Genomic DNA, 20,120 nt, shown 5'->3' on the forward strand with positions numbered 1-20,120 from the left:
CGCCCCAGGAACCCGGCCAACCAGCTCGACCACTCACCCGAAAGGTAGCTCGATGAGGAGTACACCATGGCAGCAATAGCAGTCGACGCCGGCACCACCATGATCAAGGCCGTCGGCTACGACGACGACGGCAAGGAAGCGATCATCGTCCGCCTCCCCACCACCGTGACCCGACCCCACCCCGGCTGGGCAGAACAAGACATGCACGCCGTCCGGGCCGCCGTAACCGAAGCCATCAGCAACGTCGCCACACAACTCACCACACCCGTGCAGTTCCTCGCCATCACCGGCCAGGGCGACGGGAGCTGGCTCATCGACGAGGACGGCGAACCGACGGGCCCTGCCATCCTTTGGAACGACGGACGGGCCGGTGACGTCGTCGAAGCGTGGCGAGCAGACGGCACACTGGACCGCGCGTTCATCACCAACGGCTCCATGACCTTCGCCGGACTGCCGAATTCCATCTTGGCCTGGCTCGGACAGCACGACCCCGACCGACTGAAAGCGTCGACGTCGTCCTTGACCTGCGACGGCTGGCTGTTCTACAGCCTGACGGGCGTCCGGGCGGTCGATGGGTCCGACGGCGCAGCCCCCTTCATGGACATCCGCACACGCCAGTACTCGCCGGAGCTCTACGAGGCATACGCCATGCCCTGGGCCAAGAACCTCATGCCCACCATCATCACCGACACCGACCGTGCCCGCCCCCTGACCGTCAAGGCGGCCTCCCTGACCGGCTTGCCGCAGGGCACACCGGTGGTCCTAGCCTCCTACGACATCGCTGCGACGTCCATCGGGGCAGGAGCGGTCCTTCCTGGCCAGGCGTGCAGCATCCTCGGGACAACTCTTTGCACCGAGATCGTCATTGACACCATCGACACCTCCGTGACACCGGCCGGGCTCACCGTAGGGCTCGGCGTCGAAGGCCGCTACCTCCGGGCACTCCCGACCCTTGCAGGTGGGGAAGTCATTCAATGGGCGTGCTCCATGCTCAACTGCAACACCCCGATCGAGTTCACGGAGCTCGCGTCCCACAGCCCCCGCGGCGCAAACGGGCTCGTCTTTCACCCCTACTTGTCCCCGGCAGGGGAGCGGGCCCCGTTCCTCGACGCCACTGCCCGCGGCAATTTCCTCGGCCTTTCCCTCGAGCACCGGCGGGAGGATCTTGCCCGCGCCGTTCTGGAGGGTCTGACATTCGTCATCAGGGACTGCCTGGAAGCCGCCGGGCCAACCCCCACCGAGCTCCGCGTCTGCGGCGGCGGGGCGGACAACGCTCTATGGCTCCAGCTGATCGCCGACATGACCGGCGTGCCGGTACGCAAGCTCGCCGACACCGAAGTCGGAGCCCGCGGTGCATATCTCCTGGGCCTCACCACGACCGGGGTGCAGTCGAGCATCGAGGCAGCCGTTGCCGCCCATGTGAGCATCAGCATGACGTACGAGCCGTCAATGGATGCGGGAAGCTTCTACGACCGGCTCTACCCGGTCTTCCTCGAACTGAGGCAGGCCATGCGCCCTACCTGGAACCGACTTGCGCAGCTGCGCGCCGCACCGGCGGTGACCGCGTGAGCGTCGCAGCACCCGATGCCTGGCTGGGCATCGACCTAGGGACACAAAGCGTGCGTGCCCTGGCCGTAACCGACGAAGGAGTGATCCTGGCCTCGGCCTCGGCACCCCTGACGAGCCACCGCGACGGACAACGCCACGAGCAGGAGCCCGAGCACTGGTGGACGGCCACCATCACCGCGATCACCGCGATCACCCGAACGCTTTCCTCCACTAAGGCCGTCATCAGAGGGCTCTCGGTCGACGGCACTTCCGGCACCATCGTGCTGACCGACGCGGAAATCACCCCCCTGACCCCAGGCCTGATGTATGACGACGGGCGGGCCACGAACGAGGTCGATCGTGTCAACGAAGCAGGCCGTGATCTGTGGACCCGGCTCGGTTACAGGCGCATGCAAACCACCTGGGCGCTACCCAAGCTCGCCTGGCTCCAAGCTGATCATCCCCACCTAATGAACGCGCCCGGGACACGGCTGATGCACCAGAGTGATTTCATCAGCAGCCGGCTCGCAGGTCATCCCGTTGCCACCGACCTCAGCAGCGCGCTTAAGACCGGCGCCGACCTCATCAGCGAGACCTGGGATACAGCGGTCGTCGAAGCACTGTCGATTCCCGCTTCTGTCCTACCGGCACTGGTCAGGTCCGGCACACCACTGGCAGTCGTCGGAGCTGATGCTGCAGCCCGGACCGGCCTGGCACACGGGACCCCGATCGTCGCAGGAGCGACCGACGGATGCGCCGCCCAGCTGGGAGCAGGAGCCATAACGCCCGGTGACTGGAATTCGGTCGTCGGAACAACACTGATCCTCAAGGGCGTATCCGCCTCCGTCATCGAAGACCCCCTGGGGGTCGTGTACTCCCACAAGGGTCCGGACGGTCAGTGGCTCCCCGGAGGGGCCTCTAGCTCCGGGGCCGGCATCATCAGCCGGGATTTCGCTGCTGACAACCTACCGCGCCTTGAGCACACCGCACGCGCCTTCCACCCGGGCCCCACGACCTACCCGCTGCTGTCACGTGGCGAACGATTCCCTTTCAACGCGCCGGACGCACACGGGTTCTCCATCGGCAGCCCCACCTCGGAGGGGGAGCGGTACGCCGCCATCCTTCAGGGTCTGGCCTTCGTGGAACGGCTGTGTTTCGACTACCTCGACTCCCTCGGAGCCGATACCTCTGGCAGGCTTCTGTTCACGGGCGGAGCGACGAAAAGCACCTACTGGTCGCAGCTGCGGTCCGATGTCCTAGGACGCACAGTCCATCTGCCGGACAACGCAGAACCGGCTCTCGGCGTAGCCGTCCTCGCAGCAGCCGCCGTATCGGAACAATCCGCAGCGACTGTAGCGAATCAGATGGTCAAGGTCACGACGACGATCGAGCCTCGATCCGCCTACATCGACCGCTTCGGCGCGCCATACCTAACATTCTTGTCCGCACTCGAAGACCGGGGCTGGCTCCCACGCAACGTCGCAACCTACGCAAGGACGCACCTATGACCACCTTCTTCCTGTCGCGTCACGGAGAAACCATCTGGCATGCCGAGAACCGTTACGCGGGCCTAACCGACGTCGAACTCACACCGCGCGGACTCGAGCAAGGAGACGATCTCGCAGTCTGGGCGGCCACCGCAGCCCTCACCGGCGTCTGGTCCTCCACCCTCAGCCGAGCCGAACTCACCGCACGCAAAGCTGCAAGCACAGTCGGCCTACCCGTAGGAACAGACCCACGTTTACGTGAACTCGACTTCGGCGATGGCGAGGGACTCACGAAAGCGGAGATGCAGAAACGCTTTCCCACCGCACTGGAAGCGTTCCAACGCGATCCAGTGACGCATCACCTGCCAGGAGGAGAGCATCCCATGAAGGCCGCGAATCGCTTCTGCCAGGCCCTCGAGTCACTCAGCGCCGGGGACCCCGATGGCCGGATCCTGGTCGTCGCGCACTCGACCGTCCTTCGGCTCGTGCTTTGCAATCTCCTGGGCATCACCATCAGCAACTACCGGCGAGTGTTCCCCGCGCTGAAGAACTGCTCAGTGACCGAGGTGAAAATGGGCGACGGACACCCAGCCCTGCTCTCTTTTAACGTCGAGCCGACCGTCAGTCCCGCACCGACTACGCAATCAACACCCGTACCTGAACGAAGGACACCATCATGACCACGCGCATCCTGGCTGCAGGGGATCACTTCGTGACCACTGATCTCCTCATCGACGCTGTCACCCGTGAGGTCCACACCGAGGTGAGCTTTGAAAGGCTCACCCTGCCCTGGCCGGTGCAGCCCTTCGGTCCTGTCGGGGAGGTCGACGAAGCGTCCGGGTCCGAGGATGAACTCATCAAAGCCCTGCAAGGCGTGGAGATCTGCGTGACGCAGATGGCTCCTCTGACCGAGAAGGTTCTGGCAGCTTGTCCGGATCTCAAACTGTTCAGTATCGGTCGGGGCGGACCGGTCAACGCGAACCTGGAGGCAGCCACGCGTCACGGCGTTGCGGTGACGTACGCGCCCGGCAGGAATTCCACCGCTACCGCCGAGCACACGGTCGCCATGATGCTCGCGGCCGCACGCCGCATACCCGCAACCCATAGAGACCTCCTCGGCGGCCAATGGCGAGGGGACTACTACATGTATGACGCCGTGGGCCCAGAGCTCGAGGGAAGCACTGTCGGCCTCGTCGGGTACGGCGCCATCGGACGGAAAGTAGCCCGCATCCTCGGCGGTTTCGGCGCTCACGTCCTCGTGCACGACCCGTACGTCACACAGGACGATCTCGGAAGGGCAGCCCGCCTCGTGGATCTCCCTGACCTGCTCAGCCAGTCCCGCATCATTTCCCTTCACGCCCGCGTCACGAAGGAAACCACCGGAATGATCGCAGCTTCCGAAATCGCACAAATGCCTCGTGGGTCCATCCTCGTCAACTGCGCCCGTGGAGCACTCCTCGACTACGACGCGGCCCTCGACGCCCTGGCCTCGGGACACCTCTTCGGGGCAGCCTTTGATGTCTTCCCCCAAGAACCCATCCCCCCCGCCTCTAGGCTCCTGACCACACCGGGGGTCGTCCTTACCCCCCACCTCGCCGGATCCAGCAAGGAAACCGCCCAGAACGCCGCGTCGATCGTCGCCGCAGAAGTGCGCAGATATCTTAAAGGAGAAGACCTACAGCACCGCGCGAACCGAACTGCCATCCAGACGTCTGTTTCTCTCACCTAGTTCCGCGTGCGAAGCAGCCGCATCAGGGTGCTGACCTTACCTACCTGAAGAGCGTCGAAGCACTCCTCGGCTATCTCGAGCACGCCCACGATCTCGGCCGTCCGGCGCGTCTCGTCGGATTTCATAACTAAAGATGATGGAATGTTGGCGTCGGCTTAGGGCCTTGGAGTTGTGAGGGCGATGAGGTGATTTCGGCTTAGTCTCGCAATTGCTGAAGGAGAGCTCGGGCACCAGACTCATGAAGGGTAGCAAGCGCGGCCATGTAGGGCTGAGTAAATGCCGGTTGGTGGATGAGGTCGCCGAAGATGTCGTTTTGTCGAAGGAATGACAGCGGATCTTCGTGATTGCGGGACGCAGCATCCGTGATGTTCCTGGCGAGGCGATCGACGAGGGTAATCGGATTACCCTGTTCGTCGTGCCCTTCGGCGTACACCGCCCAGCTTGCGACCACGGCTGCGGAGCGGGACACGTCCCGTCTGTGCTCGAGGTTCTCGCGTATGACCGGCAGTAACCATTTGGGGATGCGGTCCGAGGTTTCAGCGCAGAGCCGGGCGAGCGTGTCCTTCACATACTCGTTGGAGAATCGCGCGATGAGGGTGTGCTTGTAGGTCTGGAGGTCGATGCCCGGAACGGGGTGCAGGGTCGGCGTGGCCTCGAGGTTCATGTAGTCGAGGAGGAAGCCCGCGAACAGGGGATCCTGACAGACCTCGTGCGCGTACCGGTAGCCCGCCAAGGTTCCGACGTAGCACTGTGCCTGGTGACTGGCATTGAGCAGTCGAAGCTTCATGAGCTCATAGGGTTCGACGTCGCTGACCAGTTGCACGCCGACGCCATCGAGGTCCGGGCGTCCGAGCGGAAAGGCGTCTTCGAGGACCCACTGTTCGTAGTCTTCGCAGATAACCGGCCATGCATCGTCGATGCCGAACGTTGTCTTCACCATGTCCCGATCGGTATCAGTGGTGACGGGTGTGATTCTGTCGACCATCGAGTTCGGGAAACTGACGTTCTGGCTGACCCACGCGCCCAGGTCTTCATCGACGAGAGTGGCGAAGGATGAGAACATTCTGCGGGCTACGTCACCGTTGCCTTGGATGTTGTCGCAGGACATGACGGTGAAGGGTGGAAGTCCGCGGTCGCGGCGGCGACGGAGAGCTTCGATGACTAGCCCGAAGGTCGTGGCCGGTTGCGCGCCGGGTATGAGGTCTTCCATGACAGCCGGGTGTAAGGCGTTGAACTCGCCGGTGACGTGATCGATGTTGTAACCGCCCTCGGTGATGGTGAGGGACACGATCCGGGTTGTTTCTGCTGCCATGCGTTCGATCACGGCGTCCGGATCATCGGGGGCAAATAGGTAGTCGATGATCGATCCGATGATGCGCGCATCAGTGGTGCCGTCCGGGTTTTTCAGGACCAGTGTGTAGAGACCGTTCTGGTCTTGCATGACGCGCTGCATGGCGCGGTCGGCGGGGAGTACGCCGACACCGCAGATCGCCCAGTCATGGGCGTGTCCCTGGTTCATGAGCCGATCAAGGTACATGGCCTGGTGAGCTCGGTGGAAGCCGCCCACTCCAAAGTGGACGATGCCTACCGTTAGGGCGGACCGATCATAAACGGGTACACGGACGCCGGCTGCGGTCAGTTTGTCAGCTGTTTCTTTGAGGGTGGTGTTGGACAGGTGATACATGAAGGCTCCTTTGACTGCTCATGTGTGGCTGGGACGGGCGGGTGGGGGAGGGGAATGACAAGTGCCTGGATGCCGCGGAGAGCCCCCGCTCATGCTCGGCGGTATCCAGGATGGCCACTCCTACACGGGGGGGGGGTCAGCGCAGGGTAGGGATTTCCTGTCCTTGGGTGAGCGCTTGGTGCTGGGCAGCGCTGTCTGACAGGGCTGCGGTGGGTTGTTCGACGGGGCTCTTGGGTCGCCGGTGTGAGCTGACGTCGACGTCCTCGCCGAGAACGATGGAGCGAATGACGTCCAGGGGGAGTTTCGGTATGCGGTTCTCGTTGGCGAGCCCGTTGGCTTCCTGCAGGGTGTCTGTGAGTTGGGTGTAGCAGAACCCAGCCAGGACAGGGCTTGTCTGCAGTGCCTGGAACTGTTCGCGCAACGCGTGTTCGTAGTCGGTGGCTGCGGTGACGGTGACGTAGCCCCAGCTGGTGTCCGGGGAAGACGCAGCGTAACTGATGCCCCCGAATTCGGACACGATGACGGGCTGGCCCGTGTTCTGGGAGTTGGTGAGCTTCATTCGTCGTCCGAGAGGTCCGACCCCTTGCATGATTGCGTCGACGGCTGGCCCGTCGGCGTAGAAGGCTGCGAGTTCTGGTCCGGAGGGTGAGTAGTCGTGGATGGTCCAGATGTCGGAGTCGGCGTGTTCCCATCCGTCGTTGCTGATGACGGGGCGGGTCCTATCCAGTGCCTTGGTCAGGTGGTAGAGGCCGCGCATGTAGTCCAGTTGTGCGGGGTCGTGGGAGAGGTGTTGCACACCCCAGCTCTCATTCAACGGTACCCACGCGATGATCGAGGGGTGGGAGCGGTCGCGCTCGATGGTCTCGGTCCATTCATGCATCAGGCGTGTGACTGCGGTGTTTGAGAACTCGAAGTTGCTGGCGTTTTCTCCCCAGACCATGAGGCCGATCTTGTCGGCCCAGAAAAGGAACCGCGGATCCTCCACTTTCTGATGGAGGCGTACTGTGTTGAAACCCATCTCCTTGGCCAGGCGTGCCTCGGCTTGCAGGGCCGGGGCGGTGGGGGCAGCGAGATGGGACTCGGGCCAGTAGCCCTGGGCGAGGACCGCGCGCAGATAACAGGGTCGGTCGTTGAGCATGAAGTGCCCTTTCAACCAGGACACGCTCCGCAATCCAAGGTAGGACGACACGCGATCTCCTGGGTGACCATCGAAGTTCACGCCGGCTACCGCATGGGGTCGGGTGGGTGCCTCGGTACCACCGGCGTTGTTTCGCTGCGGAAGAATCCGAAGGCTGATCGACGCGTCGATGAGTCGTGGGTGGTCGGGGGACCAGAGCAACGCCTCGTAGCCTTGCCCGTTGGCTTGCTTGGAGATGGTGATCACGACGCTGCTGCGGGGTTCGGTCGTAGTGAAGCGTGTACTGGCTAATAGTTCGCCGTCGTGGGTCAGGTCGACGTCGACTTGGACGGCTGTCCGTGGTCGCTCGCTGAGCCCGAGCTCGAGGGTCACCGTGCCAGCCGGCACATCGCTCGTCCATTGCAGTGCCGTCACGTGCACGCGCGGTACGGCTTCGACCCAGACGGGCTGCCAGATACCGGTGGTCCGGTGGTACCAGATTCCGTGTGGGTCCGACTGCCAGTCCTGCTTACCCCGCGGTTGTCCCACGTCATGCGGATCGTCCTCGGCGCGCACCACGATCACCACATCGCCACTGCTGTCGACACTCTGACGACTGTTGGTTTGACTGCTGTCCGGGAGGATCGTGTGTGGCACCTGCACGTTGAACGGGGTGTGTCCGCCCTCATGATCACCTAGATGATGGCCGTTCACCCATACATCAGCGCGATAATCGACCGCTCCGAAGTTGACAACAAACCGGTCGGTCTCTGCAGTGCGCAGTGTCTCAAGGTCCCCCCCACGGACAGTCTTCCGGTACCAGATCACCGGGTGGTAGCTCTTGTCTCCAATGCCGGACAGGGTTGCTTCCGGCGGGTAGGGGACAGTGATGGACGAGGCGAAGTCTCCGTTAATGGCCCACTGTTCATCGAGGCCGACGTTGTCGTCATCGTATGCGAAGTCCCAGGTGCCGGAGAGGTCCAGCCATTGGGTTCGCATGAGTTGCGGGCGCGGGTAGGAACCGTCCTGCCCGGACGCCTGCGGCGGTGCAGGTGTCAGCTCGACATCATGCTGGAAAGTTGTCATAGCTCACATGATGCTCGTCAAGTGACTACTTTGCAACGTGGCAAGAAAAAGTCTTGACTTTGCCCTCTCTAGCTTCCAAGCTAGCGGGGTCGCCCTCTTTGCTACGTGGAAAAGGAAGTCAACGATGACTGCAAATCAAGTCGAGCCCACAGGGCCCCCGACAGACCGAGATACCAGCGTCAGCACCCTGACCTCGTCAACGCCAGCAAGTGATACCGGCCACGGTCGCAATCGTGTGGGCAAGAGGCGACGGCGCAGGGCAAGCATCGACGCCGCGTTGTTCCTGGCACCGTTCCTTGTGGTGTATGGGATCTTCCTTCTCGCACCGGTCGGTCAGGCCCTCTACATGAGCGGGTACAACTGGGATCTGCTCAGCCCCATCCGACGCTTCATCGGTATCGACAACTACACGCGGATGCTGTGGGGAACCGGCATCGTCTGGAACCTCACGCATGCCTGGCTGACCCGCATCATCGTGCTCGTTGTCACGGCGCTGATCGCCCGTACACTTTTGCAGCAGAGCACCTCAAAGGTCCCCGCGATCATCACCGTCATTGTTGGTCTGCTCATCGCCGCTCTGCTCGGATTCCATCCCGGGCCCGGCGGAGCGTGGAATGATTCCGGGTTCTGGAACTCCCTGAAGAACACCTTGATCTTCACCCTCGTTTCCACCCCCATTCTCATCGCTCTCGGCCTGGTACTGGCTCTACTGCTAAACAACGCACGGCGTGGACGCAGTGCCTACCGTGCCGTGTTTTTCCTTCCGTATGTCCTGCCGATCTCGGCCGTCACCCTGATCTGGAGCTACCTTCTCAATCCAGATCGAGGGCTGATCGCAGGATTCCTTGGCTGGTTCGGCTTGGACGGCATCGCGTTCCTCTCCGACCCTTCCCTGGCGATGCCAGCGATTATTGCCACCAGTATCTGGTGGAGTGTCGGCTTCAACATGGTGCTCTTCGCCGCCGGCCTGCAGGACATCGAACCTGCCTACTATGAGGCCGCGTCCCTGGACGGCGCCGGCTACTGGCAGAAGTTCCGGCACATCACTCTGCCCGGGCTCTCCCACGTCACCGTCCTGGTAACCATCACCCAGCTCATCGCGTCGTTCCAGATCTTCGGCCAGGTGTACATCATGACGCGAGGCGGCCCCGGCACGGCCACAGAAGTGCTCATCCAGCACGTCTATGAGGCCGGCTTCAAGAACTACGAGCTCGGCTATGCCGCCGCTCTGTCGGTGTTCCTCTTCGTGGTCATGGCCGCCGTCGCCGCCGTCCAATTCCGTCTCATTTCAAAGGACTCATGATGGCTCACGCGACATCGCAGAGCACCACAACACCTCAGAGCAAGCTCGGCCGGCTGAAACGCCAGGGCGGCGAAATCCCGTCACGGCAGCCGCAAAACCAGGCCGGGAAGCGCGGTAACATCCGCTACCACACGCTGATGATCGTGGCCGCCTTCACATGGTTCATCCCCGTGCTCTGGATGATCTCCATGGCACTGACACCCAATGACGTCCTCCAGCGAAGCTCCTCGAACCTCTTCCCGTCGCAAATCACCTTCGAGAACTTCATCACCGCCCTTGGCGCGGGCGAGCTCGGCCGCTGGTTCCTCAACAGCGCCGTAGTCAGCATCACGACCACCGTGATTACCGTCATCTTCTGCGCCATGGCCGGTTACGCGTTCGCCCGCATCGACTTCCCTGGCCGGCGCATCCTGTTCATCATCGTCTTGGCGGGCCTTATGGTCCCCAAGGAAGCAATGTTTGTCCCGTTGTTCCTCATGATCTCCGGCGCGGATCTGCAAAACAGCTACTCTGCCTTGATCTTGCCCCGCCTCGCCGCCCCCTTGGGCGTGTTCCTGATGACCCAATTCTTTAGCAAGGTGCCGGTGGAACTCGAGGAAGCAGCCCGCATCGACGGAGCCGGACGCTGGCGAGTGTTCTTCGCCGTCATGCTACCCCTGGCCCGACCGGCCATGGCATCGCTGGCGATCTTCACCTTCGTCCTGACCTGGAACGACTACCTCTGGCCACTTGTTGCCTCCACTCGGTCCGAATGGTTCACCGTCACCACAGGACTGGCGTCCCTACAATCCAACTTCGCCGCAGCCACAGACCTCGGCACACTCATGGCACGAGGCCTCGTCGGAAGCCTGCCGCTGATCATCGTGTTCCTGCTCTTCCAGCGACAACTCATCCGCGGCATCACACTCGGCAGCGGCGAGAAATAGCACACGAACACCCAGACGCGCTGATGCACCGATGCACCGATGCTCAGGCGCGACCACAAGGGCGGACGTAGAACCACTACACACGCTTTCCCCTTGCCGACCACCTGTCAGCACCCCTGTTTCGAAACCCTGTCAGTGAAGACACCCATCAAGGAGTACCCCAATGCACACCAATTACCGACGGTCATCTAAGGCCGTCATCCTGCCTCTGCTCGCTTCGGCCCTGTTGTTGAGTGGTTGTGGCGGCGGAACCAGCACAGCACCCAGTGGACAAGAAGCCGCAGCCGATCTCGCGTCCGTGCCCGACGAAGACCTGCAGGGCACGACGATCGATTTCTCGCACTTCTTCGGCGAATGCTCCGACGTCGTCGGAGACAGCACGGACCTCACCGGCGTCGTCGGCGAATGCCCGACCATCACCACACTGGTCAACAAGTTCAATGCAGAGAACGGGTACGGGATCACAGTCAACCGTCTCGGCGGCGCGGCGTGGGACAACTACTACGATCAGCTCAACACCGCGATCGCCGGTTCCACGCCGCCCGACGTAGCGGCAATCCATGGAGCGAGCTTGGTCGACTACGCAGAACGCTCTCTGCTCCTGCCCCTCGAGGACGCTGCCGAGACGACCGGAACGGACCTCACGGACGCGTTACCCGTCGAGCAGGAAGCCATGAAGTACGAGGACACTGTGTACGCGGTCCCCTTCGACGTCCACGCCGCCCTCGCCCACGTGAACGTCGACCTTTTCAAGGAAGCCGGACTCGTCGACGCCGCCGGCGCCCCCGTGTTGCCCACGTCGACCGACGAATTCTTGGACGCGGCCCGCACGATGAAGGAGAAAACGGGGAAGAACCTCATCGCCATCCCACGGGTTGGGGACAACCTCGGCTGGCACCTGGTGCACAGCCTGATCATGCAGCAAGGCAGTAGCGTCTTGAGTGATGACCTCACCCAGGCCAATCTCGACACCCCCGAAGCCCGGACCGCGATCGAGTTCGTCACCTCGCTCTTCGAAGAAGGTTTCGCCGACGACGACCAGACCTATGACGCTGCCAGTCAGAGCTTCCTCAATGGAGATGCCGCCATGCTCTACAACGGCACATGGGTTGTCGACAGCTACAACACCGAGGCGACGTTCGAGTACAAGGCAACGGACTTCCCGACCCTGTTCGAAAAGCCTGCGGTGTGGTCCAACCAGCACATGTGGGCCATCCCGAACCAGCAGGAAGCAGACCCCGCCCAGTACCGGGCATCGATGGAGTTCATCAACTTCCTCTACGACAACGACGCATCCTGGGCTCTTGGAACAGGGCATATCCCGTCGCGCACCTCTGTCGTCGAAAGCGCTGAGTACACGGCTGCACCGCAGCGTGAGAACTACGCCGAGACCGGACTCACCAACGCTGGTCTGCTCCCGCACATCTCGAACTGGCCCGCAGTTGAGAAGATTTGCGTGCAGGCCGTCGAATCAATCTGGTTCCAGAACGCTCCCGTCGATGACGCGCTCAGCGAAGCTCAGTCCAACATCAACTCCTCCCTCGGCGACTAAGCCCTTCAAGCCTGGTCGACTACTAACCAGTGCCCACTACCCAGACAGCCGGCGATGGGTAGTGGGCACTGCTCGTACTAGAGTTGCCGCACCTTATTCCTAGGTGTCTCACATGTGCAGCAGCTTCCCGTTGTCAGCGATGATTGAACACACCCACAAACACTTCAAAACGTTAAGGGACAGGAGGCGGATCTCCGCTGATGCCGGTGAGCTTGAAGGATGTTGCAGCGCTGGCAGGAGTGTCCCCGCGCACAGTGTCGAACGTCGTCAACGATTATGTGCACGTCACCCCGGCCACGCGGGCTAAGGTGCAACGCGCCATCGACATCTTGGGGTACCGGCCCAGTGCCGCCGCGCGTCAGCTCCGCGGTGGACGCACTGGACTGTTCGCCCTCGCACTGCCGGAAATCGCCGCACCTTACTTCGCTCAACTCGCCAACCTTATTCAGATTCGAGCCGCTGAACGTGGCCTCACGGTGCTGATCGACCAAACCGGAGGAACTCGCGATCGTGAGTTGCTCGTGCTGGACGGGTACCACTCGAAGCTCGTCGATGGGCTGATCATCAATCCGTTGGCGATCACAGCCCACGATCTTGAGGCGCGTCAGCTTGGCTTCCCCACCATCCTGCTAGGCGAGAGCGTGACGGCGAGCGACATTATCCATGTCTCGATTGATAACGTCGCTGGTGCCCGCACTGCCACCGACTATCTACTGCAGACCGGCCGGCAACGCATCGCAGCCGTCGGTGTCCTGCCTCCTAACCGGGCAGCGGGACCCGGGCAACGCAGACTCGAAGGGTACAAGGAAGCCCTATCCCTCCACGGCATCCGGCTCGACCCCCATCTGCTTATTCACACGGAGTCGTGGTCTCTGGCCGAAGGCTTCAACATGGCCAACGAACTCCTCGACGCCGCGGTCGATGTTGACGCCGTGTTCTGCTTCAACGACTCACTAGCGCTCGGCTTCATGAAAGCACTCACCGACCGAGGCGTCCATGTACCGGACGACATAGCCGTCCTCGGGTGGGACGACATTGAAGAAGCGTCCTACTCTACCCCGACCCTAACCACCATCACACCCAACAAAGCAGCGATCGCCACCACCGCCGTCGATCTGTTGATCGCCGCCCTCGAAGGCGAAGAAACCGCGACCACCGAAGTACTCCTCGACTACCACCTCACAGTACGGAACAGCACCTGATCGATCGAGATCCTTCGGAACTCGCCAGTCGTTCACGTCGAATGAAGACAGCTATAAAACCTGCCATCCTTTTCGACAGTTTCCGCTGATGTGGACAGCTCGCCGAGGCAGTCACATCCCCACCCACCAGTGCTCACGGAAGACACCCACGATGAAGTACCCATTCAACAGGTCCCAAGTCATCGCCACTCGCACCTTGTCAGGACCCGACGCTGAAATCGTGGCCCGGGTTGGTCGTCCGCAGCCCATGGAAGATCGGCCCTGGGACTGGTCATGCTCATTTCGCATCGACGGACTGACCGAGGACCCCCAAGACGGATATGCCCTCGGGATCGATGCCATCCAGGCACTTCTTCTGGCACTGACGCAAATCGGCGACAGGCTGGCAGCAAGCGGCGTAAACATCAACTTCCTCGGCGGCCCCGTTCTCGGATTCCCGACAACAACAGGATCCTCCGCCAGCGCAGAAAACTTTTTGACGAGCGACCCGATATTCCCTCAATCTAAGCAGCCGGAGCGCAGAGAACATCCGTCCGATAGGCCGCACCCAGAGTGATTCTTCACACTGGAGGCGTTGCGGTGAGTTGCGGTGATGAGTGGATCTTCTCCGCCCCAACTGGATTCACGCTGATGGCGGTCACTAAGGTAATCCGTGCTGGCCGCCCTACAGGCGTGCTTGTGCCAATAGGGAGCCGTGGTGGTTACCTAATGACATCAGGAAATCTCTCGGACTGCTTTTGAAGTGAACCGGGTGGCGCGCTCCACTCGGAACGATTCGTTCCCCTGGCGGGGCAACCACTCCACGACCGCTGTTCCCGAGAGATACAGGGAAGCCCCGGTTGCGAAGTCAAATAACAGGACCGAAGCGGTCGGATCAACCGCCAAATTACCGAGACTATTGAACATATTGTTTCCGGGATAATCCGGCCAGATGAGCTGTTGTTCGTGCACCTCGATGAAACCAGCATCCCCGCCGCGGTGTGAGCTATCGACCCCTCGGCTCGGATGCGTGGTTCCAAGAAACATGGTCGACGCCGCACTGATCCACGTTGCATGACGCTGTGTAAGGTGCGAGCCATGATAGGCGGGGCGCATTTTCGTGGAGGGCCCGTGCATGCTGTCTGGGGCGTGTATGTACTGCGGACAATTGCCGAAAGCCTGAGACACGGCCACCATCAGGCGTGTCCTACTCTTCCCTGCAAGGACACCGTTGACCCGCACCCGACGACGACGCATCAGGTCGATCACAAGCACCCCGACGTGCTGTCCAGCACTCATGTGCTCCAGCGGGTCCCCGGAGCGGATCGTGGCATCGATCAGCAGTGTCTTCCCATTGTGTCCGCTGGCGAGGAAGCCCGCGTTCGAGTGGAGCGGCGAGGACCACAGCCGGCCTGATGAGTCGCGCCCTGTAAGCACAGCGAATGTCTGTGTGGCGAGAAACGCTGTCATGCCCGCGGACATGCCATGGGGGTCGAGCATGCCCTCAAGGCGTCGCGCCAGAAGAGAAACTCCTGCACGCTCTTGAACAGCACGTTCACCGGAATGGAAGCCCACTTCAACTGGAGGTGTCTCGAGATGCAAATCGATCTTCATCACTAAGCCTCACTTGATGCCGGGCAAGCTCTGTCACCAGCCCTGACCAGTCAGTATTGGAGCCGGGGGGATTGGTCAGGACCGGGCGTGCTGGATGAGGAAAGCGTGCACCTCGGCCGCTACCTCGTCCCCTGCGGATTCGAGTAGGAAATGCCCACCGGGCAGGAGGCTGACCTCTGCGTCGGGCAGGTCGGTAAGGAATGCTCGCGCTCCGTCGGGGCCGAAGATTTGATCACCCTCACCCCATATAGCGAGCAGAGGTACTTGTGAGTCCCTGAAGTACTGATGCAGGTCCGGGTACATGGTGACATTGGTGGCGTAGTCGCGGAAGAGCTTGAGCTGGATTTCGTCGTTTCCCGGACGGGATACCAGTGCCAGGTCGTGTGTCCAGGTGTCCGGATCAACCAGGGTCGGGTCGTCCACTCCGGTGAGATACTGCCACTTGATGGCTTCGAGGGTAAGAGCGAACCTCACGCCCTCCTCAGTGCGCGGGTTCTGCTCTGACTGGTAGTCCGTGACCACCTTCCAGAAGCTGTCGACGAAGCCTGCCTCGTAAGCATTGCCGTTCTGGCTCACGATCGCCGTGACGGACGACGGGTTGGCGGTGGCGAGCCGCCATCCAATCGGAGCCCCGTAATCCTGGACATACAGCGCGTATCGGCTGACGCCGATGTGCTCCAACAGTCCCTTCGTCAGGCGTGCCAGGGCGTCAAAGGTGTAGTCGAACTCGCTGGCGGGGGGAGTGTCGGAAAAGCCGAACCCGAGATGGTCCGGCGCGATGACATGGAAGTCCTGGGCGAGGCTCGGGATCAAATTGCGGAACATGAAGGAGCTCGTTGGGAAGCCGTGGAGTAGCACGATGGCCAGCGCTGAAGGATCACCCGCCTCCCGGTAGAACAGTTTGTGGCCGTCTATAGTCGCCGTGCGGTGCTGGACGCTCATGTCTAACCTCTATTGATAGTTGGTCCGGTTAGATGAAGCATGCGCCTGATCTGCTAACCTGTCAACAATGTTCATTCGGTTAGGCAGGAGGGGTGTGTATCACGTATCGAGGGCAGATGAGGAACTTCTGCTGGAATTGCTGAACACGACTCCGACCGTGTCAGGCGTAGGACTCGATCTCCTGGCTGATGAGAGCCATGGACGCGTCTGGTTGAAAGAGCGCGGAGGGCAAGGCTCAGGGGAGGAATGGCAGCACATCCTTACGGTGCGGGCTACCCTTCAGCGCGCAGCCCGCGGTGAGGTGGTTGGTGATGACGAGTTGCAGGTGCTCCTGAAGTCGGCCGCCTCGAAACCAGTAATCGCCGAGGGCGAGCTCCTGTGGGTGTTGGATGCGCGAGCTGATGACCTGTTGGGTGTTCGAAGCGTTCTTGCCTGGAATTTTATCGGCGCAGGTACTCGCCGGCGCCTGCGCCCCTGCGCCAACAAGGAGTGCTCCCTGTTTCTCATCGATCGCAGCAATGGCAACCGGGCCCAGTGGTGCTCCATGGCGGTGTGCGGCAATCGGATGAAGGCGCGTCGGCACTACCAGCACAACCGAAACACGATTGCCGACCGTCACTGAAAACCGCACGCCAGTGAGAATAGTGTAGACAAAACGAACACGTTGAATGGGGAAGGGGCACGCCTTCGGAAGGTGCGTTGCTCTGCGGGGCAGCAGCGTCGGCGTTGCCTCTGCCCCACGCTATTCGCTCCTAGCCCTGTCGGGCTTTCATGCGCGGGTTCTTCTTATTGATGACGAACGTTCTGCCACGCCGGCGAACGATCTGAGCGCCCGGGATGGCTTTGAGGGCTCGTAGTGAGTTGCGGTTCTTCATGGTGCTCCCTAGTGTTTCCGATTGAAAATCAGTTGCGTCGTATCGAATGCGGGGCTGGGAGTCTGTCCCACTCTGCCTGCTTCTCCACTTCTCGGGCCCGCAGCGATGGACTCGTGATGAACATGCGTGCCGACGACATAGTCTCCGTTGGCGGGCGAGCGGCTGCTTTCCAGGCCAACGTCTCCCAGGAAGAGCACGCCTCACGCCTGTTCGAGAACGTCAGGGAAAAATTCGGCACCATCACCACGGAGGTCAACAACGCGCGGATCTGAAAGTTCGAGCCGATCCTCGACGTGATCGTCGATGAGTACCGACGCCATTACGACACGAACGTCCTCGGCAACATCCTCGTCAGCCGCGAGTACGCCCGACCGGACGACCTCACGCAGGGCACGATCATCAACCCCACCAGCGTGGTCATCGAATCCTCCTCCCCGGGCACGAGCCTTCATATCGGCACGATAATGGCGATTATTGCGATGACATGAGTCCTTGCCCTGGGACTGGCACCACGAGGATTCCGGATCAATGCCATCGCAGCGGGCCTGATCGATACAGAAGGAACCCGTACAAGCGGCTTCATGGGCTCCGACGCTGAGAAACAATTCGTCACCACGATCCCGCTGACCCGAGCAGGCACCCCCGAGGACATCGCCGATGTCGCACTCTTCCTCGGCACCGACCCTTCCCGCTACATGACCGGTCAGGTCCTCTTCGTCGACGGAGGCCAAGCACTATGAGCGCAGAACGCGACATTACCTCCTTCGGAGCCCGCACAACCGCCGACGAAATGCCCAACGGCATCGATCTCCACGGGCACACAGCAATCACCACAGGTGCGCCCAGTACTCCCTGCGCAGTCAGGAATTGATTAAACTGGCGGGTGGCCCGCACTGTGAGCCGATCTTGCAGATCCTAACCTGTGTGAAGGGTTTAGGTGAAGGAGGTGCGGTGGTCGGTGATGAAGTCGTCGAAGGAGCGGGCTGGGCGTCCGAGGAGGCGGGGGACGTCATCGGAGAGCCATTGGGCGTCTCCGGTGGAGATGAGGCTGAAGGCTTGGGCGTTCATCTCAGCTGTCTGTGCGGGGACACCTGCTGCGATCATGCCGGCCTTGTCCTGCTCAAAGGTAAGCGGCCTGTAGGTGATCGTTCGTCTTAGTGCGCCGCTCAGGGCTGCAGCGACATCCGCGTAGGAGACCAGCGCTGGGCCTGTTATCCAATAGGTCTGACCGGCATGCTGCGCATAGTTCTCAGCGACCGTTGCCGCAACATCGGCGACATCACGAGCATCAGTGAGTCCGACCCGTCCCGCTCCGGCGGAGGACCCGAAGCTACTGGTGTCCGCAACCACGGGAGCGATGCGGAGGAAGTTCTGCATATAAGCATTGGAGCGAAGAAGTGTATGGGTTACACCGGACGCGGCCAGAGCCGCCTCAATCTCGTACTGGCCCCGTCGCCGTGCAATCGGAGAATCGGCAGATGCTTTGCTCGTGACCTTCACGACGTGAGCGACCTGGGCACGAGCCGCGCTGGTGATCACATTGATCTCCTCGCCAGGAACCGCAGGGCTGACAAGAACCACCGATTCAACACCCTCCAAAGCTGCATCGAGGGACCACGCATCATTGAAGTCCCCAACGGCGACTTCGGCGCCTAGTTCCTCCAGTGCTTGGCCTTTGTCGCGGTCCCGTACCAGCGCTCGAACCCCTACGTCCCGCTGTCGCAGCAGCCGTACCGCTTCAGAACCTACCGTGCCCGTTGCACCAGTCACCAGAATCATCACGCCTCCTATTGGAATAGATAATCCAGAGTGAGCGCAGGTGAATGGATTGTCAAATCCAATATGACTATGATGGTGGGATGATATCGACGAGCACCACAGGGAAGCCCTTGAGCGCGAAAGGAGAGCGCAGCCGAGGCAGGATCGTCCAGGCGGCGGCACAACTCTTCCATCAGCGCGGCGTCGCGCAGACAACGATCGAGGACGTCAAAGAGGCTGCGGGAGTGAGCAGCTCGCAGCTCTATCACTACTTCGACGACAAGAACGCGCTGATTCAGGCGGTTATCGACCACCAGTCCTACGCTGTGATCAACACGCAACAGCGCGACGACGGAGTGGCGGGGGGACTTATCGCGTGGCGGGATCTGATGGTCGCTGAAGCCAAGCGAGCTCAGGGGCGTGGTGGTTGTCCCCTTGGAACACTGGCCGGGCAGCTCGCTGAAGCCGATCCGGATGCCCGAAGGAAGATCTCCGAGGGATTCAGTCGCTGGGAGGACATTCTCAGGGAACAACTACAGGCCCTCGACGATGCCGGCCGGTTACGCCCGGGCATCGATTCAGGTGAACTTGCGGCCACTCTCCTGGCAACCCTGCAAGGCGGGCTCCTCCTGGCTCAAGTCCATCGAAACACTAAAGCCCTCCAGAGGGCACTCGACACCGTCATTTCCCTCGCCACCCTCGACGATTAGGGCAGAAGCGCCGCGACGATCAGGCTCTGACAGCATTGATCGCTTCGTCATAGAGGGAGTGGAGGTCCCTGTTTCCATCTGAGTCGACCCAGGTTCTCGAGGCCAGATCGAGGCAGGTCAGCGAGGTCGCGACGATGGCGGAGGCCTTCAAATCCAGTGATCCCTGGCGGTCATCAAGTCGTTGCGCAATCAGTGGGACGAGCAACTCCTGCCACCGGAGGCGCTTTTCGATGTGACGGGCGTAAAGAGACGGCGTCCCGAAAAGCATCCGGCCCAACGCGAGATCAACTTCCCTCGAGGTTTGCAGCGTGTCTTGGGCGGCGAGCAGGCCGGCTCTCAATGCCTCCCACGGGTCCTCCTGGGAGGGACGGTCCGCGACAGCACGGGCAACTGCTTCACCCCGGTGCACGAGATCGCCGACCACCACATCCTCTTTCGCACTGAAGTACCTGAAGAAGGATCGCCGGGACACACCAGCTGCAGTAACAATGTGCTCGATCGTTGTCGCCTCGAATCCCTGCGACAAGAACAACTCCAGTGCGACCTTTGTAATCTCCTCGTGCACCGCGGCCCGCTGTCGTTCCCGGAGGGAAGCTTGCTTCATGCAC

The 20,120-nt window shown here is 61.6% G+C and carries 22 protein-coding genes; 14 read left to right on the forward strand and 8 right to left on the reverse strand.

The features are described 5' to 3' along the window. The first annotated feature begins 66 nt into the window (after positions 1 to 66). The 4 genes from AC4D2O_RS17190 to AC4D2O_RS17205 are packed head-to-tail and all read left to right on the forward strand — an operon-like array spanning position 67 to position 4,764. Positions 67 to 1,569: an FGGY family carbohydrate kinase gene (locus AC4D2O_RS17190; RefSeq protein ID WP_490908576.1), complete on the forward strand. Its 1,503-nt coding sequence runs from the start codon at positions 67 to 69 to the stop codon at positions 1,567 to 1,569. Beyond that, the gene (locus AC4D2O_RS17195) at positions 1,566 to 3,056 is read left to right on the forward strand and encodes an FGGY-family carbohydrate kinase (protein WP_490908577.1); all 1,491 of its coding nucleotides are present in this window, start codon (positions 1,566 to 1,568) and stop codon (positions 3,054 to 3,056) included. Before AC4D2O_RS17190 ends, AC4D2O_RS17195 begins: the two co-directional genes overlap by 4 nt. Further along, complete coding sequence (locus AC4D2O_RS17200) at positions 3,053 to 3,715, forward strand: histidine phosphatase family protein (RefSeq protein ID WP_490908578.1); 663 nt, start codon at positions 3,053 to 3,055, stop codon at positions 3,713 to 3,715. Before AC4D2O_RS17195 ends, AC4D2O_RS17200 begins: the two co-directional genes overlap by 4 nt. Then, a complete protein-coding gene (locus AC4D2O_RS17205; RefSeq protein WP_490908579.1) occupies positions 3,712 to 4,764 on the forward strand; it encodes a 2-hydroxyacid dehydrogenase in 1,053 nt (350 codons plus the stop codon). Before AC4D2O_RS17200 ends, AC4D2O_RS17205 begins: the two co-directional genes overlap by 4 nt. Here AC4D2O_RS17205 and AC4D2O_RS17210 read toward each other — a convergent pair. The 3 genes from AC4D2O_RS17210 to AC4D2O_RS17220 all read right to left on the reverse strand — a co-directional run bounded on the left by AC4D2O_RS17210 (position 4,761) and on the right by AC4D2O_RS17220 (position 8,651). After that, entirely contained in the window at positions 4,761 to 4,889 is a 129-nt protein-coding gene (locus tag AC4D2O_RS17210; RefSeq protein WP_490908580.1) for a hypothetical protein, read from the reverse strand. The genes AC4D2O_RS17205 and AC4D2O_RS17210 overlap by 4 nt on opposite strands. Before the next feature lie 71 nt (positions 4,890 to 4,960). Further along, on the reverse strand, positions 4,961 to 6,448 hold the full coding sequence (locus AC4D2O_RS17215; protein WP_490908581.1) for a mannitol dehydrogenase family protein: 1,488 nt from the start codon (positions 6,446 to 6,448) through the stop codon (positions 4,961 to 4,963). A gap of 136 nt (positions 6,449 to 6,584) precedes the next feature. After that, positions 6,585 to 8,651: a glycoside hydrolase family 2 protein gene (locus AC4D2O_RS17220; RefSeq protein WP_490908582.1), complete on the reverse strand. Its 2,067-nt coding sequence runs from the start codon at positions 8,649 to 8,651 to the stop codon at positions 6,585 to 6,587. Between the two features lie 124 nt (positions 8,652 to 8,775). On the opposite strand from AC4D2O_RS17220, the gene AC4D2O_RS17225 reads away from it, so the two are divergent. From AC4D2O_RS17225 to AC4D2O_RS17245, 5 genes are all read left to right on the forward strand, one after another. Then, entirely contained in the window at positions 8,776 to 9,954 is a 1,179-nt protein-coding gene (locus AC4D2O_RS17225; protein ID WP_490908583.1) for a carbohydrate ABC transporter permease, read from the forward strand. Further along, positions 9,954 to 10,880, forward strand: a complete 927-nt coding sequence (locus tag AC4D2O_RS17230) for a carbohydrate ABC transporter permease (RefSeq protein WP_490908584.1) — start codon at positions 9,954 to 9,956, stop codon at positions 10,878 to 10,880. The genes AC4D2O_RS17225 and AC4D2O_RS17230 overlap by 1 nt, the downstream gene beginning before the upstream one ends. A gap of 163 nt (positions 10,881 to 11,043) precedes the next feature. Further along, complete coding sequence (locus tag AC4D2O_RS17235) at positions 11,044 to 12,432, forward strand: ABC transporter substrate-binding protein (RefSeq protein ID WP_490908585.1); 1,389 nt, start codon at positions 11,044 to 11,046, stop codon at positions 12,430 to 12,432. Positions 12,433 to 12,638: 206 nt separating this feature from the next. Then, positions 12,639 to 13,634, forward strand: coding sequence for a LacI family DNA-binding transcriptional regulator (locus tag AC4D2O_RS17240; RefSeq protein ID WP_490908586.1), 996 nt, complete (start codon positions 12,639 to 12,641; stop codon positions 13,632 to 13,634). 151 nt (positions 13,635 to 13,785) lie between these two features. Next, positions 13,786 to 14,190, forward strand: coding sequence for a DUF6968 family protein (locus tag AC4D2O_RS17245; protein ID WP_490908588.1), 405 nt, complete (start codon positions 13,786 to 13,788; stop codon positions 14,188 to 14,190). Between the two features lie 158 nt (positions 14,191 to 14,348). On the opposite strand, the gene AC4D2O_RS17250 is transcribed toward AC4D2O_RS17245, so the two are convergent. Beyond that, positions 14,349 to 15,227: a hypothetical protein gene (locus AC4D2O_RS17250; RefSeq protein WP_490908589.1), complete on the reverse strand. Its 879-nt coding sequence runs from the start codon at positions 15,225 to 15,227 to the stop codon at positions 14,349 to 14,351. 75 nt (positions 15,228 to 15,302) lie between these two features. Further along, positions 15,303 to 16,169 carry an alpha/beta fold hydrolase gene (locus tag AC4D2O_RS17255; protein WP_490908590.1) on the reverse strand — a complete coding sequence of 289 codons (867 nt, stop codon included), beginning with the start codon at positions 16,167 to 16,169 and terminating at the stop codon, positions 15,303 to 15,305. 94 nt (positions 16,170 to 16,263) lie between these two features. On the opposite strand from AC4D2O_RS17255, the gene AC4D2O_RS17260 reads away from it, so the two are divergent. Next, positions 16,264 to 16,791 carry a CGNR zinc finger domain-containing protein gene (locus tag AC4D2O_RS17260; protein WP_490908591.1) on the forward strand — a complete coding sequence of 176 codons (528 nt, stop codon included), beginning with the start codon at positions 16,264 to 16,266 and terminating at the stop codon, positions 16,789 to 16,791. 130 nt (positions 16,792 to 16,921) lie between these two features. On the opposite strand, the gene AC4D2O_RS17265 is transcribed toward AC4D2O_RS17260, so the two are convergent. Continuing rightward, positions 16,922 to 17,044: a ribosomal protein bL36 gene (locus tag AC4D2O_RS17265; protein ID WP_490908592.1), complete on the reverse strand. Its 123-nt coding sequence runs from the start codon at positions 17,042 to 17,044 to the stop codon at positions 16,922 to 16,924. A gap of 116 nt (positions 17,045 to 17,160) precedes the next feature. Here AC4D2O_RS17265 and AC4D2O_RS17270 point away from each other — a divergent pair, with 116 nt between their 5' ends. Genes AC4D2O_RS17270 through AC4D2O_RS17280 form a run of 3 tightly spaced genes read left to right on the forward strand, consistent with a single transcriptional unit; the run spans position 17,161 to position 17,784 of the window. Beyond that, the gene (locus tag AC4D2O_RS17270) at positions 17,161 to 17,316 is read left to right on the forward strand and encodes a hypothetical protein (RefSeq protein WP_490908593.1); all 156 of its coding nucleotides are present in this window, start codon (positions 17,161 to 17,163) and stop codon (positions 17,314 to 17,316) included. Between the two features lie 21 nt (positions 17,317 to 17,337). Further along, on the forward strand, positions 17,338 to 17,532 hold the full coding sequence (locus AC4D2O_RS17275; protein ID WP_490908594.1) for a hypothetical protein: 195 nt from the start codon (positions 17,338 to 17,340) through the stop codon (positions 17,530 to 17,532). Positions 17,533 to 17,547: 15 nt separating this feature from the next. Beyond that, entirely contained in the window at positions 17,548 to 17,784 is a 237-nt protein-coding gene (locus tag AC4D2O_RS17280; protein WP_490908643.1) for an SDR family oxidoreductase, read from the forward strand. A 193-nt stretch (positions 17,785 to 17,977) separates the two neighbouring features. Here the strand turns inward: AC4D2O_RS17280 and AC4D2O_RS17285 are convergent, their stop codons facing one another. Further along, a complete protein-coding gene (locus AC4D2O_RS17285; protein WP_490908595.1) occupies positions 17,978 to 18,823 on the reverse strand; it encodes an SDR family oxidoreductase in 846 nt (281 codons plus the stop codon). A gap of 80 nt (positions 18,824 to 18,903) precedes the next feature. On the opposite strand from AC4D2O_RS17285, the gene AC4D2O_RS17290 reads away from it, so the two are divergent. Next, positions 18,904 to 19,512, forward strand: coding sequence for a TetR/AcrR family transcriptional regulator (locus AC4D2O_RS17290; protein WP_490908596.1), 609 nt, complete (start codon positions 18,904 to 18,906; stop codon positions 19,510 to 19,512). A gap of 19 nt (positions 19,513 to 19,531) precedes the next feature. Here the strand turns inward: AC4D2O_RS17290 and AC4D2O_RS17295 are convergent, their stop codons facing one another. After that, positions 19,532 to 20,116 (reverse strand): TetR/AcrR family transcriptional regulator, encoded by a 585-nt coding sequence (locus AC4D2O_RS17295; RefSeq protein WP_490908597.1) that lies wholly within the window; start codon positions 20,114 to 20,116, stop codon positions 19,532 to 19,534. Positions 20,117 to 20,120: the final 4 nt, after the last annotated feature.

Source organism: Arthrobacter sp. TJ-238, assembly GCF_058269215.1.